We start from the raw sequence: 19,882 nt of genomic DNA, 5'->3' as shown, positions 1-19,882 counted from the left end.
TTATTTTTTTAGTTGAAGTTTAGCCAAGGCGTCTGCTAAGGCTGTATTTTTCAGCGCATCTTCATTTTGTTTCCTTAAATAAGCGCTAACTTCTTTTTTATTACCGGTTGTATTTCCAGCCTCTTTTCGTTTCTTAAAGGCAGAAAGTTTTTCCCGATAACCGCAAGTACAAAAGAACAATTTACTTTCGCCCTCTCCCCGAAGCTCCATCTTTTTGTGGCATTCCGGGCAGCGAGCATTAGACATCTGAGAAATATTCTGTCTATAGCCACATTCGCGGTCTTGACAAACATACATTTCGCCTTTCTTGCCTTTCACCTGCAAGAGAAACTTTCCGCAATTGGGACACTTTGTTCTTGTTAAGTTATCATGTTTGAAAAATTGACTGCTGCCGTTAACTGTCGAGACAAGCTGTGCAGCATACTGACGCATATCTTTTAAGAAAGTCTGAGCATTTACCCTTCCTTTACTTATCTCATTTAATTGTTGTTCCCATTGGGCAGTTAATTCCGGAGATTTAAGTTCCTCCGGCACTAAGTTAATAAGTTGAATTCCTTTGGAAGTGGGAACAATCTCTTTGCCTTGGCGATTCATGTAGAAGGAATTAAAGAGCTTTTCAATGATCTCAGCCCGCGTTGCCGGTGTACCCAAACCATGGCTTTGAGCCATGATATCCCTCAACTGGCGATCCTCGATCATCTGAGCGGGGTGCTCCATGGCATAAAGCAAGGTGGCCTCCGTATGCCTTGAAGGGGGCTTCGTTTTATGAGAATCCAGTCGTATGGACAAACTCTTCAGCCTGTCACCGAGGCTTATTTCCGGCAAGGTTTGCAATCCTTGAGCTTCTCCTTCATCCTCATCTTCAGCCCCTGTATAATCTCCCGCATAAACATCTTTCCACCCTTTTTTCAAGACAATTCTTCCTTTGGTGGTAAACACCTCGCCATTGACTTTCATCTTCACGGTGGTTTGCTGGTATTCAAAGGGCGGTAGGAGAACGGCTAGAAATCTGCGCACAATTAAGTCATAAATCTTAAGTTCATCTGAACTAAGCCTATTCAACATAGCAGGCTGTTCTGTCGGGATGATCGCATGGTGATCTGAAACTTTGGAATTGTCAACAAACCTCTTTGTAACGTTCGGTTTAGTTCTTAGGATTCCTCGCGCTAGGTTAACATAAGGACCTTGCGCCACACTTTTCAATCGTTCCGGAAGCGTCGGCACAATGTCATCACTGATATAGCGGGAATCTGTGCGCGGATAGGTCACCAACTTATGGTTTTCATAGAGCTGCTGCATGATATTGGAGGTTGTTTTGGCAGAAAAGCCAAATTTGCGATTGGCATCCCTCTGTAATTCTGTGAGGTCATAGGCCAAAGGCGGCGGCTCGTGCTTGGCCTCTTTTTTAATGTCAATAATCTCTCCGGGATGACCTTTAACCTTTGTTAAAATCTCATCTGCTTTAATTTTATTAAATATGCGGGTTTGACCATTTTTATCCTGCCAGCGCAGATCGAAGGATTGTGCGGAAGCTGCCACTGACCAATAATCCTGCGGAACAAATTCCTTAATTTCCTTTTCCCGCTCAACGATCATTGCCAAGGTTGGGGTTTGTACTCGTCCGGCAGAAAGTTGGGCATTGAACTTACAAGTTAAAGCCCGCGTGACATTTAAACCCACCAGCCAATCTGCCTCGGCACGGCATTCTGCTGCCGCATACAGCGTTTCGAAATCTTTCCCAGGACGCAGGTGATTAAAGCCGTCCCTTATTGCCCTTTCAGTAAGAGAAGAAATCCACAGCCGTTTAATAGGTTTACGCCAACCGGCCTTTTTGATAATCCAGCGTGCCACCAGTTCTCCTTCACGCCCTGCATCCGTGGCGATAATAAGCTCATCCACTTCCGGATTTCTCATCATATTCTTAACAATCCCAAACTGCTTAGCTGTTTCCCTAATGACCACCAATTCCATTTTAGCCGGCAGCATAGGCAGATCTTCGGCTCTCCATATTTTATAGCTTGCATCATACGCTTCAGGGTCGGCCAAAGTTACCAAGTGACCTAAGGCCCAAACCACAATATATTTTTCACCTATAAGGCAGCCATTTCCCTGCCGGGAGCATTTTAAAATCCTTGCAACCTCTCTTCCAACCGATGGTTTTTCAGTTAATACTAATGTCTTCCCCATTTCATGCTCCTAACACAATTATTTCTTGCCTGCACAGTCTTCTTCAACCCAGAGTATCTCCCTTTTCTGAAACTTTGCTCCGCTGGTTCACAATAATCACACCCAGGGCTACAAGTATCAAAGCGATGAACATATTTTGAGTCAGCCGTTCACCGGGAATAAACAGAACTGCTAAAAAGGCCCCGGATACAGGAGTCATAAACTTATAGACACTAATTTCTCCTGCTTTATTATATTTTAGTATAGCATACCAAAGAGAAAAGGCCGTGGCTGATATGAACCCGGAATATATAAGAAGAAGGACTGCTTTTTCCGTAAAGATCATACTTTGCGGCCTCAAGCCCGGCAATCCCACAGCCATTAAAAGAATTGAACCCGTCAGCATTTGCCAGGCTGTCATGATCATTAATTACCTATTCGTCAATATTAAATCTTTGTTGACAAATGGTCAATTAATTAAGGTTTCACAACTTCTCTCTTTTTGTTTATAAGCAGAAAAAGTGACACGTATACCTCATTTTGCAATACGTGCCACTTTCTTGTTTTAATTTAACACTGTTGGATTAGATTTAAGGTACTATTATCTGTAACTATGCAGGTGTATCCAGGAGTTCTACCAATATTGTCCACTTATGAACAGCTCATTGAACAACATCAATCCATTGTCCGTCTGTTAATTCCTGCAGAGCATCCACTGTTAACTTAATGGCCGTATTGGGTTCACCGGCCGCCGGAAACACATGGGTATATACTTTTAAGGAATTATCCAGATACACAGGAATAGGCTGCTTCAAGCCGAAGGGACAAACCCCGCCTACCGGGTGTCCTGTTACACTGATTACTTCCTCAGCTTCAGGCATCTTTGCCTTTGCGGCAAAGACATCCTTAAACTTCCTGTTATCCAAACGCTTATCACCGGCCATCAAAATCATGACGAATTGATCTTTAACTTTAAACAGTAAGGATTTTGCAATCTCTCCGGGAGTTACCTGTAAGGACTCGGCTGCTTTAGCAACGGTGCTGGTATCCTCAAAGGTTAAGATCTCAATGTGTTTTTGACTCTCCTTTAAAAACTCTTTTACACGTTCAGCAGACATAACTTCCCCCTAATATTCAGCGACACACAAATCTTCATTGAGACAAACAATCGCTTTGGCATACAGCTTCCGGTCAATCACAAATTGCATATTTACCTGGCGAAGGGATTGAGAGACACACTTGATATTAATGTCGTTCTTAGCCAAAGCGTTCGCCGCGCGGGCAAGAATTCTGGGCATCGCAATATTTGAACCAATGACGCAGACAATCGCTGCTTCTTGGACCGTCACCGTTTGATATTTCTCTTCCAGTTCAGCTACCAGTTGATGATTGAGATCTGATTCCCAGATGATGAGGGAAATGCTGTTGGCATTGGTAGCTTTAGTAATATAGCTGATATTGTATTCTTTAAATTTCTTCATAATCTCATAATCAAAGCCGATTTCTCCTACCATTAATGTATCGTGGATCTCCACGACAACAATTTTGTCAGAACCGGCGACGATTTCAATTCTGGCCTTGGGACCAATATAGTCTTTAGAAATAAGAGTTCCCGGATGGTTCGGTTCAAAGGTATTCTTAATACGCAGGTTGATGCCAGCCATTTCTAAAGGCTTGGAAGCATTGGGATGAATCGCCTCCATTCCGATGTCTGCCAGCTGGTCTGCAACATCATAATTTGTTTTTCCCACGGGAATGGCCTTTTCGACTCCCACGATTTTAGGATCTGCTGAGGAAAGATGAAACTCTTTGTGAATAATCGCTTCATCCGCTTGCAGATGAGTGGCAATCTTGGAAAAGGTGATTTCTGAGTACCCTCGCTCATATTGCCGCATGATCCCTTCCACCCCTTTGGTATAGCCCGTGGCCACAATAATTGCCTCAAAGGGATTGATAGTTCTGAAGGTCCGCTCAATGCGCTCACTGATGGACAGTTGCTTGGAATCTTGAAAACCGGTTAAATCAACAAGCTCGGCACGTATTCCCCGGTTACGCAGGATATTTACGGTGTTGAAAGCCGAATGCGCTTCTCCAATGGAAGCCAGCAATTCCCTGGCTGCTGATAAAATACTCCCCCGTTCAACATACCCTGAAGCAATAATATCTTCCATACTGCTTAAATAGGCTTTCGTCTGATCAATTCTCTCGATCAGGAAATCACGGCAAACTTGAAAATCTAAACCAATTTCTACGAAAGATTCATTAATCTGGAGCAGTCGTTCCAGCAGCTGATTAATTGAAGCTTCATGGCCCTCACCTTTTATAAAATGCTGGTACACTCCAGGGGCTTTAGTCTTTTTATCTTCTAACAACCAATTCGTTACCCCGGCATAGGCAGAAACTACAAAAACTCTGCCATATCGAAAACCTTCCGAATCCGGGTAACCAATAATGTCGTTAAGCACATTTTGAAACTGAGACATGGATGTTCCGCCGATTTTTTCTACAGTTAGCATTGTTGTCCTGAACCCCTCTTCTTAATTCTAAATAACAGAAGCTAAAACTAAATAACTTATGATGACAGCGTAACTTAGTTATACCTCTATCAGCGACAATTGTCCACCCTTAAAATACGATTCCTAATTTTGCCTGATCGCCGTAACCCATTTATTCGATAACCGAAGGAATCGGAGCAGTCCCCTTGCAATCTGTTACTCGAGAGTATACGCTATAGCTATTAGCTCAAAATACACAAATAAAGGAAAGAACGAAAGGAAGCATGTCTATGAAATACCGTAAATTTGGCTCTTTAGACTATCAAGCTTCAATCTTAGGTTTTGGCTGTATGCGTCTCCCTACTCTAGACGGAGACCCCAGCAAGATTAATGAGCCGGAAGCTATCTCCTTGATCCGTTACGCCGTTGATAACGGTGTCAACTATATAGATACCGCCTATCCCTATCATCAGGGCCAAAGCGAACTATTGGTGGGAAAAGCGCTGCAAAATGGTTACCGGGAAAAAGTAAAACTGGCTACAAAACTTCCTCTTTTCCGCTGCCAGAGTCACGATGACTTTGACCGCATCCTTAACGAGCAGCTCCAAAAACTCCAAACAGATCACATTGATTTTTATCTTTTGCACGGACTCAGCAAAGCTACCTGGGAAAAGGCTAAAAACCTTGACTATAGAAGCTTTTTGAAAAGGGCTCTGGCCGATGGCCGAATTAAGTATGTCGGATTCTCATTTCACGATAAGTTTCCTGTCTTTCAAGAAATCGTTGATGCTTATCCCTGGACCTTCTGTCAAATTCAATATAACTACATGGATACGGAATTTCAAGCCGGCACAAAAGGTTTAAAGTATGCCGCAGAAAAAGGGTTAGCCGTCATCGTCATGGAGCCCCTCAAGGGAGGAAAACTCGTTAAAAATCCCCCATCATCCATACTTAAGCTCTGGGACAAAGCGGAAGTAAAGCGCACCCCGGCTGAATGGGCCTTGCGCTGGGTCTGGAACCACCCTGAAGTCACGTTGCTTTTAAGCGGCATGGGCACCAAGGAACAAGTCGAAGAAAATTTGCTCCTGGCGAATGTTTCTGAACCTAGCACCTTAACGGACCAAGAGCATAGCTTAATTGAAGAGGTTAAAAAACAATACTTATCCTTAACTAAGGTTGACTGTACAGCTTGTGGTTATTGTCAGCCCTGTCCTTCCGGTGTAAACATCCCCGGCAATTTTGCCCTTTATAATGACACCCACATCTATGATGATCTTGCTTCCTCCCATTTTGCGTATAATACCTTCTTTACCCCCGAAAGTAAAGCTTCAGCCTGTACTGAATGCGGGGCCTGCGAAGAAGCATGTCCCCAGCAGCTGCCGATCCGAGAATATCTGAAGGAAATCCAAAAAACCTTTTAAAGAAAACTTGGCTGACTCTCCGAAGACGCAGTCTTCACACGGATTAGCCCTGCTTACATGTATTTAATCGAAAGATATACTTTCAAACCCCTCTTGAAAATTAGACAAAACATTAAGGGTTGTAACACGTATCATATGATTTAAGCCGTCCCCCAGAGATAAACAGTTTCCTTCGTGAAACTGTTTGCTCAGGGTGAGCATATCATACAGATGTTACAACCCTTTTTATTTTTTGATCTTAAATTATAAACAAATTTCAAACCAGAAAACTTGATCCTAAAACTTAAACCTTAAATCCCTAGGCCTAATCCTATCTTTGAATACGAAGAACCCAAATGATTATTGTCTCTCAAAACTTCGGCTTGAATTAGCCAAAACAAACAACGGCTGCCGCAGATAATCTACGGGATAAAGATCGTCTCTTCCGGAAATTAAGGCCATAACCCTCGCTACCTTGGAAGCAGGATCTATGGAAAGAATAACAAAGGCGTCTTTCTCTGGGGTTAAGGGATAGATGACGTTGTTCTTATTTAAAACATCAAGATAAGCATCCAGGGTAAGGACTCTGAAATCTTGGTTACGCCAGCGGATATCGTAGACTTTAAACGCCTGATGGGCCACAAGGGGCAACAGAATATCTTCAGTTAAATAAAGTTCAATCCCCATCATATAACCTTCACTGTCAAGATCATTCCAATATTCACAATGGAATACATTATTGACAGCTTCCCGATAAGTCTTAACCGACAATCGCATTTGACTTAAGATCTGGCCCATACCCAACCATTTGATTCTAGGTATGCTGAGACTTTCGAGGTCGTAATACAATCCAATGTCGCTTTCCTCGAGGGTATACTCAACAGTTGCCTCACTGGGCATCAGGTAAATATAGCCCATTTGCATATTGTTGTCACAAGTGATAAGCATAGCACATCTCCCCCCAAAGCTTCGTATTCCAGCTTGTCTATCTTTTCTACATCATGACTCATTTATCCTGCAATGAACTCCGAGACAATATCCTGAGGATTTAACAAGATACACTAAAAATCGGCTGCAATACTCTATTGTAATCGTTATTTCGACCGATCCTGACGAAGGACGCATGGAGAGACGGCTGTACCGGCCCCGCGGACTTGATCAAGGACACCAAGTTAGTAACCAAAAGTTCATTAGACGTAAAACATCAACTATGATATTCTTAACTCGTTCACCGCATAACTGATAACGTTGAATTATGCCGCTAAAGGAGTATTTTCATGCCTCACATTACAATTTCGGAAGCACAAATCATGAATCTGGCTGATAATGACCGTGTCTATCGGAGGGGAGTATCCTATTTTTTAACCAATAGGGTTCGTAATTTTAGCTATACACCCGATAATGGCACTGTCTGCGCTTCTGTCGTCGGCAGTTTACGTTATGAAGTCCAGTTAGTGTTTGAAGAAGAGGGGAGCCTACACTCCTATCACTGTACCTGTCCTGCCTTTACGGAGTATCATGGTGCTTGTAAACATGTGGTAGCGGTTTTAAAAAGCGTTCAGCAAAAAACTGCGGCTTGGTTAAAACCTTCCACTCAGAATCGGGTTATTGAGAAATTCTTACAAACCTTCTCGCACCAACAACAGGATTTTCACTTAGAAGAGCTAACCTTAAACGCTGAACTCATGATCGGAACTACCTACAGGGTATCTGCACATTTACAGCTTAAAGTGGGCCTGCAGCGTCTCTATATTGTTAAAGACTTTGAGCAGTTCCTTTCCTCTCTTAAAACTGGCGAGCCTTTAGAATTTGGCAAGCAATTTGTTTTTGAACCCCTGCGTCAAACCTTTAATTTGCAAGATCAAGGATTAATATCCATGCTGAAAGAGATGTTTGACCAACATACTTCTCTGAATGAGATGCAAGGATTTTATTACAATACCAATCTGTTAAAGCAGAAATCGATGCCTTTATCCGGTTATTATCTGGCTAAATTATTTGATGCTCTGGGAGACAAAGAATTCCTCTGTCAGATAAATACTTCCCGCCCGCAAACAATGCACATCATCAAAGATGGATTACCCTTGGAATTTTCTCTTAACCAGCAAGACAAAGACCTGTCCTTGGCCCTTGGTTCATCTGAAATCCCCCTCCAACTGACCCCTGACGGCAGTTACTATTTGTATCGTCAAAGCATTTATCAGGCAACTGCTGCCCAAAAGAACCTGCTTCCTTCTCTTATAGGCAGTCTGAACAAGGATTTTATGACAGATATTGTTATTCCGGCAGCTCAGAGGGAGATTTTTGTCTCAGAATCCCTGCCCTTAATCGAAAAAATAGGGTCCATCTCCATAGATCCCTTGCTGGAAGACAAATTTTGTCAGGATATATTACAAGCTAAGATATACTTCGACCGATCTGAAGATATGGGAATTACGGCTCGCTTAGAATTTCATTACGGAAATGTTTCCATAAATCCCTTTACTTCAACTCGGGAAACCAACTATGACTATGCCGAGGACACCATCCTTGTTCGTTCTATTGAACAAGAACGAACCATATTAAGCATTCTGGAACAAGCTGAATTCATTGTCTCCAAAGGCAGCATCTACCTTGCAGAGGATGATAAAATCTTTGATTTTGCTGCCAAAGGACTTCCCCTGCTGCAAGACCTAGCCGAAATATACTATTCTGATCGATTCAAACTGAAAATTCGTTCTGCACCGTCGTTTTCGGGTCAAGTTCGCCTAGATGAGAATCTGGATATCCTTGAAATATCATTCCAATACACTGATATTGATGCAGACGAGTTAACAGATTTATTTCATTCCCTTCATTTAAAGAAAAAATATCACCGCCTTCGTGACGGTTCTTTTCTCGATTTAAGCCAACCTGAGTTAATCTCAGTGGCTCAACTTCTTGACAATTTAAATCTCAAAGTTAAAGATCTGGACCAACCAATTATTAGTCTGCCAAAATACCGGGCTTTATACCTTGACAGTTTTCTTCGCCAGGTAAATCTTCCCGGTGTGCAGCGCAACAAAGCCTTTAAACAGTTGGTTCAAAACATTCTTGAGCCTCAGGACGGCGAGTACGAGATTCCCAAGGAAGTGAATCCTGTTTTACGAGATTACCAGAAAACAGGGTTTCGCTGGCTGAAAACATTAGCGGCCTATGGCCTAGGCGGTATATTGGCAGACGACATGGGCTTAGGCAAGACCCTCCAGATTCTTACCTTTTTACTATCGGAGAAACCTTCATCGCCAGAACCCGCCCTAGTCATCGCCCCCACTTCCTTGATTTATAACTGGCAAACAGAAGCTCAGAAATTCACGCCCTCCTTAAAGATTCTTGTTGTGGATGGAACTCCTCAGGAAAGACAAGCCCAAATAGAAAGTATCAGGGAGTGGGACCTTGTTGTAATTTCCTATCCCATTATTCGCCGCGAGATCGACAATTTAAGGGATGTCATGTTTTCATATTGTTTTCTCGATGAAGCCCAGCATATTAAAAATGCTCAAACGTTGAATGCAAAATCCGTTCAACAAATTCAAGCCAAAGGATATTTCGCTTTAACCGGAACCCCCATCGAAAATTCTCTTTCTGAGTTATGGTCCCTCTTTAATTTTATAATGCCCGGCTATCTCCTCAGCTACCAGGAATTTCGCCAAAAATTTGAGCTGCCCATTGCTAAAGGTGAAGATATTCCTCTCATGGAGTTAAGCCGTCATGTCAATCCCTTCATCTTACGCCGTCTGAAAAAGGATGTTCTCAAAGAATTGCCGGATAAAATCGAAACCCATCTTTATGCTCCCTTAACAGAACGGCAGAAAAAGTTATACCTGGCCTATTTACAGGAAGCAAAAGGGCAGCTAGCTCAGGAACTTGCTGTAGCAGGGTTTAACAAAAGTCACATTAAGATTCTGGCGGTCCTCACCAGACTCCGGCAAATTTGCGGCCACCCAGCCATGTTTGTCGAAGATTATGACGGGGACAGCGGGAAGATGCTTCTCTTACAAGAGGTTTTAACAGACGCTCTGGACAGCGGGCACCGAATCCTCCTTTTCTCCCAATTCACAACGATGCTTGACCTTATCCAGAAATTCCTAAATACTCAGGGCATTGAACATTTCTATCTTTCGGGGATAACAAAAGCTGCCGACCGCCTAAAAATGGCCAATTCCTTCAATGCAGGAACCGGCCAGGTCTTCTTAATCTCATTAAAAGCTGGGGGGACAGGTCTTAATTTAGTCGGTGCCGATATGGTGATTCATTATGATCCCTGGTGGAACCCGGCAGTAGAAGATCAAGCCACTGACAGAGCACACCGCATCGGCCAGAAAAACGCCGTTCAGGTGATCCGGCTCATTGCCCAGGGCACTGTTGAAGAAAAAATCAGTGCTTTGCAAACGAAAAAAAAGGCCCTTGTAGATTCTGTGATTCAGCCCGGTGAAACGTTTCTCTCCAAATTGTCTGAGGAGGAACTGAAAGAGCTCTTTGAGTTAAATTAAGTCAATTAACAACAGTTACTGGCAAATAGGGATTATAAACAATTATCAAGACACTATCTAATTCTATAATCCTTTTATATTCTTGCTAATGATTTTTATCCTAAAGTTAAGTAAACAAGATTTTCTGAAGCCCTTGCAACATAATTGGCGCGCTCGTAACATGCGAGCGCGCCAACTTATCTCTCCAAAATAACCAGCACTTCAAAGGCAGCGTAAATGAAGTTTCGGGAGCTTTAGTTACAACGTAACACCTTTTTTAAAAATAGCTAACTCCCTGAATTGATTTTTCTCATTATTAACCCAGCGTCCACTGGCAACTTCAAGGACATAACTGATAAAATCCTCAAGCAAATTCTCCAGGGTGACATCTTCGATCAGGCTTCCGGCATTGAAATCGATCCAATGGGGCTTAAGCTCATAAATCTGGCTATTGGAAGATATTTTCATGGTCGGAACAAAGCTGCCAAAAGGAGTTCCTCGTCCTGTGGTAAAGAGAACCATCTGACAGCCTGCCGCGGCCAAGGCTGAGGAAGCTACTAGATCATTGCCCGGTGCACTGAGGAGATTCAATCCCTTGGTTTGCAAAGTATCGCCATATTTAAGAACATCCATAACAGTGGCAGATCCCGCTTTTTGGGTACAGCCCAAGGACTTGTCTTCCAGAGTAGTAATTCCCCCTGCTTTATTGCCTGGCGAAGGATTTTCATAGACCGGCTGCTTATATTCAATAAAATACTCTTTAAAGTTATTGATTAAATCCACCGTTTTAGCAAAAACTTCGTTATCCTTAGCCCTCGCCATAAGCAACGTCTCCGCGCCAAACATTTCCGGAACTTCAGTAAGGACAGCTGTTCCTCCCTGAGCTACCAAGAAATCCGTGAATTTTCCCAGCAGAGGATTAGCTGTTATCCCGGAAAACCCATCGGAGGCTCCGCATTTTAGCCCTACCTTAAGCTCAGAAAGAGGTATCTCCTCCCGCTGATCTTTGATCATCTGCTTATACAGTTGTTTCAGAATGTTGACCCCTTCGGCCACTTCATCCGACACTTCCTGAGAAACCAAATACTTAATTCTCTGTTGATTATAATCCCCTAAGGATTTTATAAATTCGGGCATGGTGTTATTTTCACAGCCCAATCCTAAAACCAAAACCCCTCCGGCATTGGGATGTTTCACTACGTCGCCTAAGATCGTCCGTGTATTGAGATGATCATCGCCCAGCTGAGAACAACCATAATTATGCTTGAGAACCATAATATTGTCGACGGCAGCATCCTTCACTTCTTCTTTAAAACGCTCAATAATCTGTTCTGCCGTTCCATTGACACAGCCCACCGTGGGAACAATCCATAGCTCATTCCTTATTCCTACCCGGCCATCCTCTCTGCGATAGCCTTGGAAGTTCAAATTACGCTGAAGGTCTTTCTGCTGAATCCATTGGGGCTGATAGGAATACTCACTGATACCTTCTAAATTTGTTTTGAGGTTATGAGTATGAACATGATCACCCACAGAAATATCCTGTAAAGCATGGCCTATGGGGAAACCGTATTTCACGACATTTTCGCCCTGTTTAATATCTTGAACAGCAACTTTATGCCCCCGGTTTATATCTGCATGAATAGGAATGGCTTGGCCGTCCAGATCAACAACGTCACCATTATTCAATTTTCGTAAGGCAATAGCGACATTATCGGCTTGATGAATCTTCATTAAATCCTTTTTCATAATTAATCCACTCTTACAGTAAATTTTTAACGGCTTCTTGCATGCCAAGCTTTTCAATGGCTGCCAAATCCTTGGTAACTGCTTCAGTTAGCCCCGCTACTTCATTTAAGTCCATCTTCCAGTTCTTTTGGTAACCAAGAATGGTGCGGACCAGCTCACTAAGAGCCGCCTCAGAACCCTCATACTTCTGCCAGGCTTCCTGGTAGAGCTCCAGAATATCTGCATCATCAGCTAGTTTAATCGCTTCTTCCCCTCGTTTGCCCTTATAGAATTCTATTAACGCAGCCAGGGAAAAGACAATTCTTCTCGGCAGCTGCTGATTTCTCTTGACATATTCCAAGAGCGTCGGTAATACCCTGGTCTCGAATTTAGACATTGAGTTTAAAGCAATACTGAGCAAATAGTGTTGGACGAAAGGATTAGCAAATCTCTCCAGCACAGCACCTGCAAAATATTTTAGCTCTTCTTGAGGCAGATCCAAAGTCGGAATAATTTCCTCATAAATAACGTCTTTGATAAATTGACCAATGATTGGATCTTCAACAGATTGCCCGACGGTATCAAGGCCATAAAGATAAGCTACCGGAACTAAGGAAGTGTGGGCTCCGTTTAAAATTCTTACTTTTCTCGTTCTGTAAGGAGTCATGTCACTGACAAACTTAACGTTAAGTCCCGCCTCTTCCGCCGGGAATTCTTTCTTCACCCACTCTGGGCCTTCAATAACCCAGAGATGAAATTGCTCGCCGACCACAACTAAATTGTCCTCATAACCCAGTTCTTCTGTGATCTCCTTAATCGTATCCCTTGGGTAGCCGGTGACAATTCGATCGACGAGAGAACAGCAGAAGGTATTGGAATTTTCCAGCCAGGTCTTAAACTCTTCCCCAAGTTTCCAGAACTCAACATACTTTAGGACAATTTCCTTAAGTTTTTCACCATTTCGGTCGATCAATTCGCATGGTATGATGATCAGCCCTCTATTCTTGTCACCACCAAAAGTCCTAAACCTATGATATAAAAAGGCCGTTAACTTCCCTGGATAACTTTTCTGAGGAGCGTCAGTCAATTGATCGTTTTCCTCAAAAGCGATCCCTGATTCCGTCGTATTGGAAATGATAAAGCGTAATTCTGGTTTTTCAGCTGCTTGCAAATATTCGTTATACTGAGTGTAGGGATTGATACCCCGGCTTATACTGTTAATCACGGAATGTTCTTTGACAGCTTTTCCCTCTTTAATGCCTTGCAGGTAGAGGGTATACAAACCATCCTGGTCGTTTAACTTGTCAACAAGCCCCTGTTCAATCGGTTGAACTACAATAACACTTCCGCCAAAACCTACAGATTTATTCATTATATCAATTTGCCAGTCAACAAAAGCCCTTAAAAAGTTCCCTTCCCCGAACTGAAGAACTCTTTCCGGATTTTTCTTATACTCAGGAAAACTCTCTTTGCTTAATTTCATATTCAAGACCTCCGTTACTTGTCTTTATGGCTATCGTTCAATGCGTTGTTTGCGACCCATGAACTCTAATAATTGTTCAAAATATGGGTAGCCATCGGAATCCCCCTGTGCTAGAGTAGCCATGGCCCCTATTCCGTTGGCATATTTACCGGTTTCCTCCAAGCTTTCCTTTCTCAAAATCCCTGCTAAGAGACCTGCAGCAAACCCATCGCCGGCTCCGACGGTATCAATCACTTTCTCTACTTTAAAACCAGGGATATATCGAGATTCGGATTCCTGGCGCAGATAGCACCCTTCACTCCCGAGCTTGATTGCGACTGTTTTACTTCCTTGAGCAATAAAATAATCGGCAATTGCTTCTACATCCTTTATGCCAAGCAGAAGCTCAGCTTCATCGATACCAGGCATAATAATGTCCGCGTAATGAGCGAGTTCTAAAATTGTACTTCTTGCTTCATCAAGGCTCCAAAGCTTCAAGCGCAAATTCGGGTCAAAGGACACTAAAACTCCATTAGTTTTGGCTATTTCAACGGCTTTAAAAACAGCTTCGCGGGCACTTGAGGAAAGAGCCGGAGTAATTCCTGTAAAGTGCAATATTTTCGCTTGTTTTAGGTAGTCTTCATTAATATCATCAATATTAAGAGTACTGGCAGCAGAGTTTTTACGGTAATAAATGACATTAGGGTTAGAGCTTTGATAATTTTCCTTAAATAATAGGCCTGTACTCTCTTGTTTAAGCATTTTAACCTGGGAGGTGTCGACCCCTTCCGCTCGTATGGAATTTAAAATATAGCGTCCAAATTCATCGTCACCAAGCTTGGAAAACCAACCTACCTTATGGCCTAATCTGGCAAGGGCGATAAGGACATTTGACTCCGCTCCGCCTAAGGATTTGCGAAAACCATTCACCTGCCTTAGAGGCCCAGGTGTGTCAGGATTAAAAACTACCAAAGATTCTCCAAAACTGACGACGTCCATGGTTATTTCCTCTCCTCGGCTATGGCCTTTTGAAACCTCTCGACAAACTGGGCTGCCGTTTTTTCAACAAGTTCATAATCTCCAGTTTTAGCTCCCTTAGTCAATTCACTGCCTATTCCAACAGCTACTGCACCAGCCTTAACCCAATTCTTAATATTGTCCAATGTAACTCCGCCGGTTGGCATAAAATTAGCTTGTGGCAGAGGCCCCTTGAGGGCGCTGAGAATCCCCGGACCAAATAAGCTGGCTGGAAAGACCTTGATAATTTCCACACCATACTCTAAAGCTTCGACAGCATCTCTAACCGTAACCACTCCAGGCATAACAGCCACTCGGTAGCGGTTGCAGAGTTTAAGCACCTCTGGATTCAGGCTGGGACTTACTATAAAATCGGCGCCTGCCCTTATACAGGCTGCGGCAGTTTCTGTATCTAAGACCGTTCCAGCCCCGATAATCAGCTCATGGTCTGTATTAGCTTCACATAGCTCTTTAATAATATCTACTGCACCTGGAACGGTCATCGTTAATTCAATACCCCTGATGCCGCCTCTTTTGACAGCCTCGACAACTTGAATGGCTTTTTCCTTAGATTCCGAACGTATAACAGCGATAACACCGGCATCTAGGATCTTTTCGATCATTTTAAGTCTCTTCATTACTGCACACCTCAATTAATCCTTACCTTAAAATTTCATGCCAAAGTACTCTTTAGCATTCTTAAAGCTGATATTTTCAACATAAGTACCGAGAAGCTCTCGATCCTTAGGAGCCTCACCGTTTTCAACCCACACTCCAAGCATTTGGCAAAGTATTCTTCTAAAATACTCATGCCTCGTATAAGACAAGAAACTGCGGGAATCTGTCAACATGCCCACAAAGGTACCCAGGGCTCCTAAATTGGCCAAAGTCTTCATTTGTTCCAACATACCCTCTTTGTGATCAATAAACCACCAAGCTGCTCCCAACTGTATCTTGCCGGCAATGCCACTGCCTTGGAAACATCCCATCAAAGTAGCTAAACCATAGAAATCATTAGGATTTAAGCTGTAGAGAATAGTTTTCGGCAGGGCATTTTGGGCCTCTAAGGAGTCTAACAGTCGAGAAAGAGGATAAGCAACTTTACTGTCATTAACAGAATCAAAACCTGTATCAGGCCCCAACAGCTTAAGCATGCGAGAGTTGTTATTGCGATAGGCATTTATATGAAGCTGCATGGTCCAACCGAGTTCCGTGTACTTTTGACCTAAGAATTGCAAGGTATGAGTTCTGAATTTTTGTTCTTCCTCAAAACTAATTGCTTGGCCCTGGAGCGCTTTAGCAAATATTTCACGGACTTCTGTCTCAGAGGTCTCTTGGAAAGGAACATAATCTAAAGCATGATCCGCTACTCTTCCGCCGACAGCATGAAAGAAATCCAGGCGTTTTTTTAAGGCCGCGAGAAATTCAGAATAAGTTTCGATAGTTACCTCAGATACCTGGGCTAACTTACCCAACCAATCTTTAAAACCTTCTTTATCAATGCCAAGAGCCTTATCAGGCCGGAAAGCCGGATAAACTTTAACCTCAAAATCGACACAGTCTTTGAGTTTGAGATGATATTCCAGGGAATCTGTTGGATCATCCGTGGTACAAATCGCCTTGACATTGGACTTCCTGATGATGTCTCTTACCCTAAAGCCTTCCCCTGCCAGTAAGGAATTTACCTTTTCCCAAATCGCCGGTGCCGTCTTTTCGCTTAAAACTTCATAGACTTGAAAATAGCGCTGCAATTCCAGATGGGTCCAATGATAAAGAGGATTCCCCAGCAGCTTCGGCATGGTTTGAGCCCAGGCCATAAACTTTTCATAGTCACTGGAATCCCCGGTAATATATCTTTCATCAACGCCAACACTTCGCATGGCACGCCATTTATAATGGTCTCCATAGAGCCAAGCATCCGTAATATTTTTAAACTGTTTGTTGTCAAAAATTTCTTTCGGGCTAATATGACAATGGTAATCAATGATCGGCATAGTTTTGGCATAATTGTGATATAAATCGATAGCTGTTTCATTAGTTAAAAGAAAATTCTCATCCATAAAGGTTGTCATTGTTACCATCTTCCTTTTGTAAATTTGTTCTTTCTGCCATTCATTGCTACTACTGTTGTTTAAATATAACCGCTGAATTTATACGACAAATGTTTTTCACCCGGGTGAATAGGTTAAAGTCCGCTGCTGTCTTTGACTGTCTAAAGCTAACTCAATAATGCGAATAGTATTCAAGGCCTCTTCGGGTTTGACTGCTAACTTATTTCCCTGACTAAGAACAGCAGCAATATTTTCATAATAAGCTCGATAATCACCCCTGATGGTTTCTACCTTGCCAATAAAATGCAAACCATTAGCCTCAGTATTTAACTCACCCCAATCCTCTGTTGGCTCTTGTCCCCACAAAGGATCATCATTAGGCATTAGCCCTAATTTTAAGGCTGCTTCTTGTGGATCTAGACCGTATTTTACAAATGAACCATTTGTACCGTGGACGATAAAATGGGGTCCTTTTTCTCTTACTATCATGCCGGCCTTTAAGGTAACCTTAATTCCCTTCTCGTAATTTAAGATTAACTCGAAGGCATCATCAATTTGGCTTTCCTCTCTTTGTCGCCGAATATCTGCGGTTACAGACTTTGGCAAGCCAAAAAGAACTTGGGCCTGATCAATGAGATGTGAACCTAAATCAAAAACAATACCTGCAGCGGGGTTCTCTTCCTCTTTCCAGGTATTAGGCCGCAAATAGTTAATATATCGGTCATAATGAACTTCAACTTCGACGATCCGCCCCAGCAGCCCCTGCTCTATCAGCTGACGCACTGTTTGAAAATCGCCATCCCAGCGTCGATTTTGAAAGACACTAAGCAGACAGTTTTTTTCCTGAGCCAGCTTGATCAAAGCCTTAGCTTCAGCAGACGTTGCAGTAAAGGGTTTGTCTACGACGACATGTTTTCCTGCTTCTAAGGCCAGCCGGGCATAATCAAAGTGTGTTGCATTAGGGGTAGCAATAACGACAAGTTCAAGCTCAGGATCTGCTAAAAGTTCTTCAACACTCTTTACCGAAGAAATCCAAGGATAACGATCCTTAGCTTTTTGCTCATGACGCTCAACCACCGTTTTTAAATTTAAGCCATTAACAGAAGAAATAATCGGGGCATGAAACGCCTGTCCTGCCATTCCATAACCCACTAAGCCAACTTCAATTAGTTTGCTCAAATTATTCACCACCATTATTAATTTTTATAATTTTTTCAAAACTGCGTTATAAGTAATCGGGTGACCATTTTAAAAATGGCCACCCAACATGCATTCAAAGTTTCCCTCGTCAGTGAACTAAAATTTTGGGTAACGTTAAAGAAATTGCTGGCACATAGGATAATAACATTAACATACAAAACATAACTGCCAAAAAGGGCAACATGGCTTTAAAGGCCTGTTCAAGTTTCAAATTGCCCATGGAACAGCCTACATAAATGGCAGCTCCGATTGGCGGCAGCAAAAGGCCCATTCCTAAAGCTAACATCATCATAACACCAAATTGGATTGGATCGACGCCAACCTTTTGAGCAATGGGGAGAAGAATTGGGGTAGCTACCAAAATTAATGGTGCCATATCCATAATTAAAGCAAAAGCAAGTAAGATAAGATCGATCAATAGAATAACCACATGAGGGTTACTGGATAACCCAGTGATAAAACTCATGACTGCATCAGGAATATGAAGATAGGAAAGAAACCAAGAAAATGCAGAGGATGCAGAAATCAAAAACAGTACCACCGAAAGTTTGCGGAAAGTCTTGACTAAAATATTATGGACACCTTTAGGTCCAACTTCCCGGAAGACAAAGGTAACGATAATCAAAGCATAAACTACCGCGATTGCTGCGGATTCATTAGCGGTAAAAACGCCGCCCAAAACTCCTAACATGATAATTCCCGCTGTGGACAGGCTTAACAGTCCTTCGGCAATAACACGCAAGCGTTGATTCTTGGGAATGACATCCCCTCGTGGATAATTACGGCGCACTGCAATGACATAACTGGTAACCATCAGAGATAAACCCAAGGCGATTCCCGGGATTAATCCAGCCGCAAATAATCCGGCAATGGATACTCCACCGGCTACTAAAGAATATAGAATCATATTATGACTTGGCGGGAGCAAAACTCCCTGTATAGCACCAGTGCAAGTTACACTGACAGCGTAATCATCATCATAACCGCGCATCCTCATCATGGGGATCATAATACTGCCAATGGATGAAGCATCAGCTACGGCTGAACCTGTAATTCCTCCAAAAAACATGGTTGAGAGAACGTTCACTATTGCTAAGCCGCCTCTGAAACGACCGACCAAAAGATTGGAAAGTTTAATGAGCCTTTCCGAAATGCCGCCCTCCCCCATAATTTCACCCGCGAAAATAAACAAGGGAATGGCCATCATAGAGGTTGAATTGAGCCCGGTCAACATACGCTGACCCACAACTTCCAGAGGAACGCCTAGATATATACCCGTTAAGACTGAAGAAACTGCGAGACTGAGAGCTACCGGCACATGCAAAAAACTTAAGATTAAAAAAGTCCCTATTAACAATGCAATAGCTATACCTGTACTCATATTTTGCCTCCTTCATCCAAGAAAGGACCTAAGAGCCGATCAATGACAATTACGAGACCAGTAAAGGGAATCACCATATATTGAACTCCGTTAGGCAGTCCTGTAGCAGGAAGCTGTGAACTCCAGGTTAGAACCGTAAATTTGTAGCCTTCAATCATTAGAAATAGGCCAAAGAGTACACTTAATACATCAGATAATATATTCAAAACCTTTTGAACAACGGGCGGAAAGTGATCATAGAGAACAGTGATACTCAAGTGAACTTTCCGACCAATACCAGTGGCAATGCTGAGGAAACCATACGCTGTCATAAACAAAAGCGCTACTTCTTCGGACCATGCCGGTGTGTTACGTAAAACATAACGACTAAATACCTGACAGAACACTATAATAACCATTACGGCCATCATATAGGAGCCAATAGACTCGACGACATTATCAAATCCGTCGACGAAGAATTTTAAAGTTCTTTTAATGGATGACATGACTGAC

15 protein-coding genes are annotated in these 19,882 nt (G+C 42.7%); 2 read left to right on the top strand and 13 right to left on the bottom strand.

From position 1 onward, the window contains the following. The 4 genes from DESACI_RS05610 to DESACI_RS05595 form a co-directional block, all read right to left on the bottom strand. Complete coding sequence (locus DESACI_RS05610; RefSeq protein WP_014826201.1) at positions 1 to 2,187, bottom strand: DNA topoisomerase III; 2,187 nt, start codon at positions 2,185 to 2,187, stop codon at positions 1 to 3. Between the two features lie 43 nt (positions 2,188 to 2,230). Then, entirely contained in the window at positions 2,231 to 2,587 is a 357-nt protein-coding gene (locus DESACI_RS05605; protein WP_041276299.1) for a DMT family transporter, read from the bottom strand. A 241-nt stretch (positions 2,588 to 2,828) separates the two neighbouring features. Continuing rightward, a complete protein-coding gene (locus DESACI_RS05600) occupies positions 2,829 to 3,284 on the bottom strand; it encodes a YbaK/EbsC family protein (RefSeq protein WP_014826200.1) in 456 nt (151 codons plus the stop codon). A 9-nt stretch (positions 3,285 to 3,293) separates the two neighbouring features. Continuing rightward, on the bottom strand, positions 3,294 to 4,682 hold the full coding sequence (locus tag DESACI_RS05595; protein ID WP_014826199.1) for an aspartate kinase: 1,389 nt from the start codon (positions 4,680 to 4,682) through the stop codon (positions 3,294 to 3,296). A 269-nt stretch (positions 4,683 to 4,951) separates the two neighbouring features. Between DESACI_RS05595 and DESACI_RS05590 the strand changes: the two genes are divergently transcribed. Beyond that, on the top strand, positions 4,952 to 6,082 hold the full coding sequence (locus DESACI_RS05590) for an aldo/keto reductase (protein ID WP_014826198.1): 1,131 nt from the start codon (positions 4,952 to 4,954) through the stop codon (positions 6,080 to 6,082). Between the two features lie 339 nt (positions 6,083 to 6,421). Here the strand turns inward: DESACI_RS05590 and DESACI_RS05585 are convergent, their stop codons facing one another. After that, positions 6,422 to 7,009, bottom strand: a complete 588-nt coding sequence (locus DESACI_RS05585; RefSeq protein ID WP_014826197.1) for a hypothetical protein — start codon at positions 7,007 to 7,009, stop codon at positions 6,422 to 6,424. Positions 7,010 to 7,338: 329 nt separating this feature from the next. Between DESACI_RS05585 and DESACI_RS05580 the strand changes: the two genes are divergently transcribed. Next, positions 7,339 to 10,572 (top strand): DEAD/DEAH box helicase, encoded by a 3,234-nt coding sequence (locus DESACI_RS05580; RefSeq protein WP_014826196.1) that lies wholly within the window; start codon positions 7,339 to 7,341, stop codon positions 10,570 to 10,572. Positions 10,573 to 10,809: 237 nt separating this feature from the next. Here the strand turns inward: DESACI_RS05580 and DESACI_RS05575 are convergent, their stop codons facing one another. The 8 genes from DESACI_RS05575 to DESACI_RS05540 form a co-directional block, all read right to left on the bottom strand. Next, positions 10,810 to 12,300 (bottom strand): UxaA family hydrolase, encoded by a 1,491-nt coding sequence (locus DESACI_RS05575; protein ID WP_014826195.1) that lies wholly within the window; start codon positions 12,298 to 12,300, stop codon positions 10,810 to 10,812. 13 nt (positions 12,301 to 12,313) lie between these two features. Then, a complete protein-coding gene (locus DESACI_RS05570) occupies positions 12,314 to 13,762 on the bottom strand; it encodes a tagaturonate reductase (protein WP_014826194.1) in 1,449 nt (482 codons plus the stop codon). 30 nt (positions 13,763 to 13,792) lie between these two features. Beyond that, the gene (locus tag DESACI_RS05565; RefSeq protein ID WP_014826193.1) at positions 13,793 to 14,740 is read right to left on the bottom strand and encodes a sugar kinase; all 948 of its coding nucleotides are present in this window, start codon (positions 14,738 to 14,740) and stop codon (positions 13,793 to 13,795) included. 2 nt (positions 14,741 to 14,742) lie between these two features. Continuing rightward, complete coding sequence (locus DESACI_RS05560; RefSeq protein ID WP_014826192.1) at positions 14,743 to 15,396, bottom strand: bifunctional 2-keto-4-hydroxyglutarate aldolase/2-keto-3-deoxy-6-phosphogluconate aldolase; 654 nt, start codon at positions 15,394 to 15,396, stop codon at positions 14,743 to 14,745. A gap of 27 nt (positions 15,397 to 15,423) precedes the next feature. Next, positions 15,424 to 16,830 (bottom strand): glucuronate isomerase, encoded by a 1,407-nt coding sequence (gene uxaC / locus DESACI_RS05555; protein ID WP_014826191.1) that lies wholly within the window; start codon positions 16,828 to 16,830, stop codon positions 15,424 to 15,426. Positions 16,831 to 16,926: 96 nt separating this feature from the next. After that, a complete protein-coding gene (locus DESACI_RS05550) occupies positions 16,927 to 17,997 on the bottom strand; it encodes an oxidoreductase (protein ID WP_427846736.1) in 1,071 nt (356 codons plus the stop codon). A gap of 100 nt (positions 17,998 to 18,097) precedes the next feature. Further along, positions 18,098 to 19,390, bottom strand: a complete 1,293-nt coding sequence (locus DESACI_RS05545; protein WP_014826189.1) for a TRAP transporter large permease — start codon at positions 19,388 to 19,390, stop codon at positions 18,098 to 18,100. Next, entirely contained in the window at positions 19,387 to 19,875 is a 489-nt protein-coding gene (locus tag DESACI_RS05540) for a TRAP transporter small permease (protein ID WP_014826188.1), read from the bottom strand. Before DESACI_RS05540 ends, DESACI_RS05545 begins: the two co-directional genes overlap by 4 nt. Between the last annotated feature and the right edge of the window lie 7 nt (positions 19,876 to 19,882).

The sequence above is a fragment of the Desulfosporosinus acidiphilus SJ4 genome (assembly GCF_000255115.2).
Classification (GTDB): domain Bacteria; phylum Bacillota; class Desulfitobacteriia; order Desulfitobacteriales; family Desulfitobacteriaceae; genus Desulfosporosinus; species Desulfosporosinus acidiphilus.
Note: the sequence above shows the minus strand (reverse complement) of the source record. Positions and strands in the feature narration are given on the sequence as shown.

Coding starts and splice junctions, on each gene's coding strand:
- DESACI_RS05545 (WP_014826189.1), bottom strand. CDS start 19,390: ATGAGTACAGGTATAGCTATTGCATTGTTAATAGGGACTTTTTTAATC.
- DESACI_RS05605 (WP_041276299.1), bottom strand. CDS start 2,587: ATGACAGCCTGGCAAATGCTGACGGGTTCAATTCTTTTAATGGCTGTG.
- DESACI_RS05585 (WP_014826197.1), bottom strand. CDS start 7,009: ATGCTTATCACTTGTGACAACAATATGCAAATGGGCTATATTTACCTG.
- DESACI_RS05560 (WP_014826192.1), bottom strand. CDS start 15,396: ATGAAGAGACTTAAAATGATCGAAAAGATCCTAGATGCCGGTGTTATC.
- DESACI_RS05580 (WP_014826196.1), top strand. CDS start 7,339: ATGCCTCACATTACAATTTCGGAAGCACAAATCATGAATCTGGCTGAT.
- DESACI_RS05540 (WP_014826188.1), bottom strand. CDS start 19,875: ATGTCATCCATTAAAAGAACTTTAAAATTCTTCGTCGACGGATTTGAT.
- DESACI_RS05595 (WP_014826199.1), bottom strand. CDS start 4,682: ATGCTAACTGTAGAAAAAATCGGCGGAACATCCATGTCTCAGTTTCAA.
- DESACI_RS05575 (WP_014826195.1), bottom strand. CDS start 12,300: ATGAAAAAGGATTTAATGAAGATTCATCAAGCCGATAATGTCGCTATT.
- DESACI_RS05570 (WP_014826194.1), bottom strand. CDS start 13,762: ATGAAATTAAGCAAAGAGAGTTTTCCTGAGTATAAGAAAAATCCGGAA.
- DESACI_RS05600 (WP_014826200.1), bottom strand. CDS start 3,284: ATGTCTGCTGAACGTGTAAAAGAGTTTTTAAAGGAGAGTCAAAAACAC.
- DESACI_RS05610 (WP_014826201.1), bottom strand. CDS start 2,187: ATGGGGAAGACATTAGTATTAACTGAAAAACCATCGGTTGGAAGAGAG.
- uxaC (WP_014826191.1), bottom strand. CDS start 16,830: ATGACAACCTTTATGGATGAGAATTTTCTTTTAACTAATGAAACAGCT.
- DESACI_RS05565 (WP_014826193.1), bottom strand. CDS start 14,740: ATGGACGTCGTCAGTTTTGGAGAATCTTTGGTAGTTTTTAATCCTGAC.
- DESACI_RS05590 (WP_014826198.1), top strand. CDS start 4,952: ATGAAATACCGTAAATTTGGCTCTTTAGACTATCAAGCTTCAATCTTA.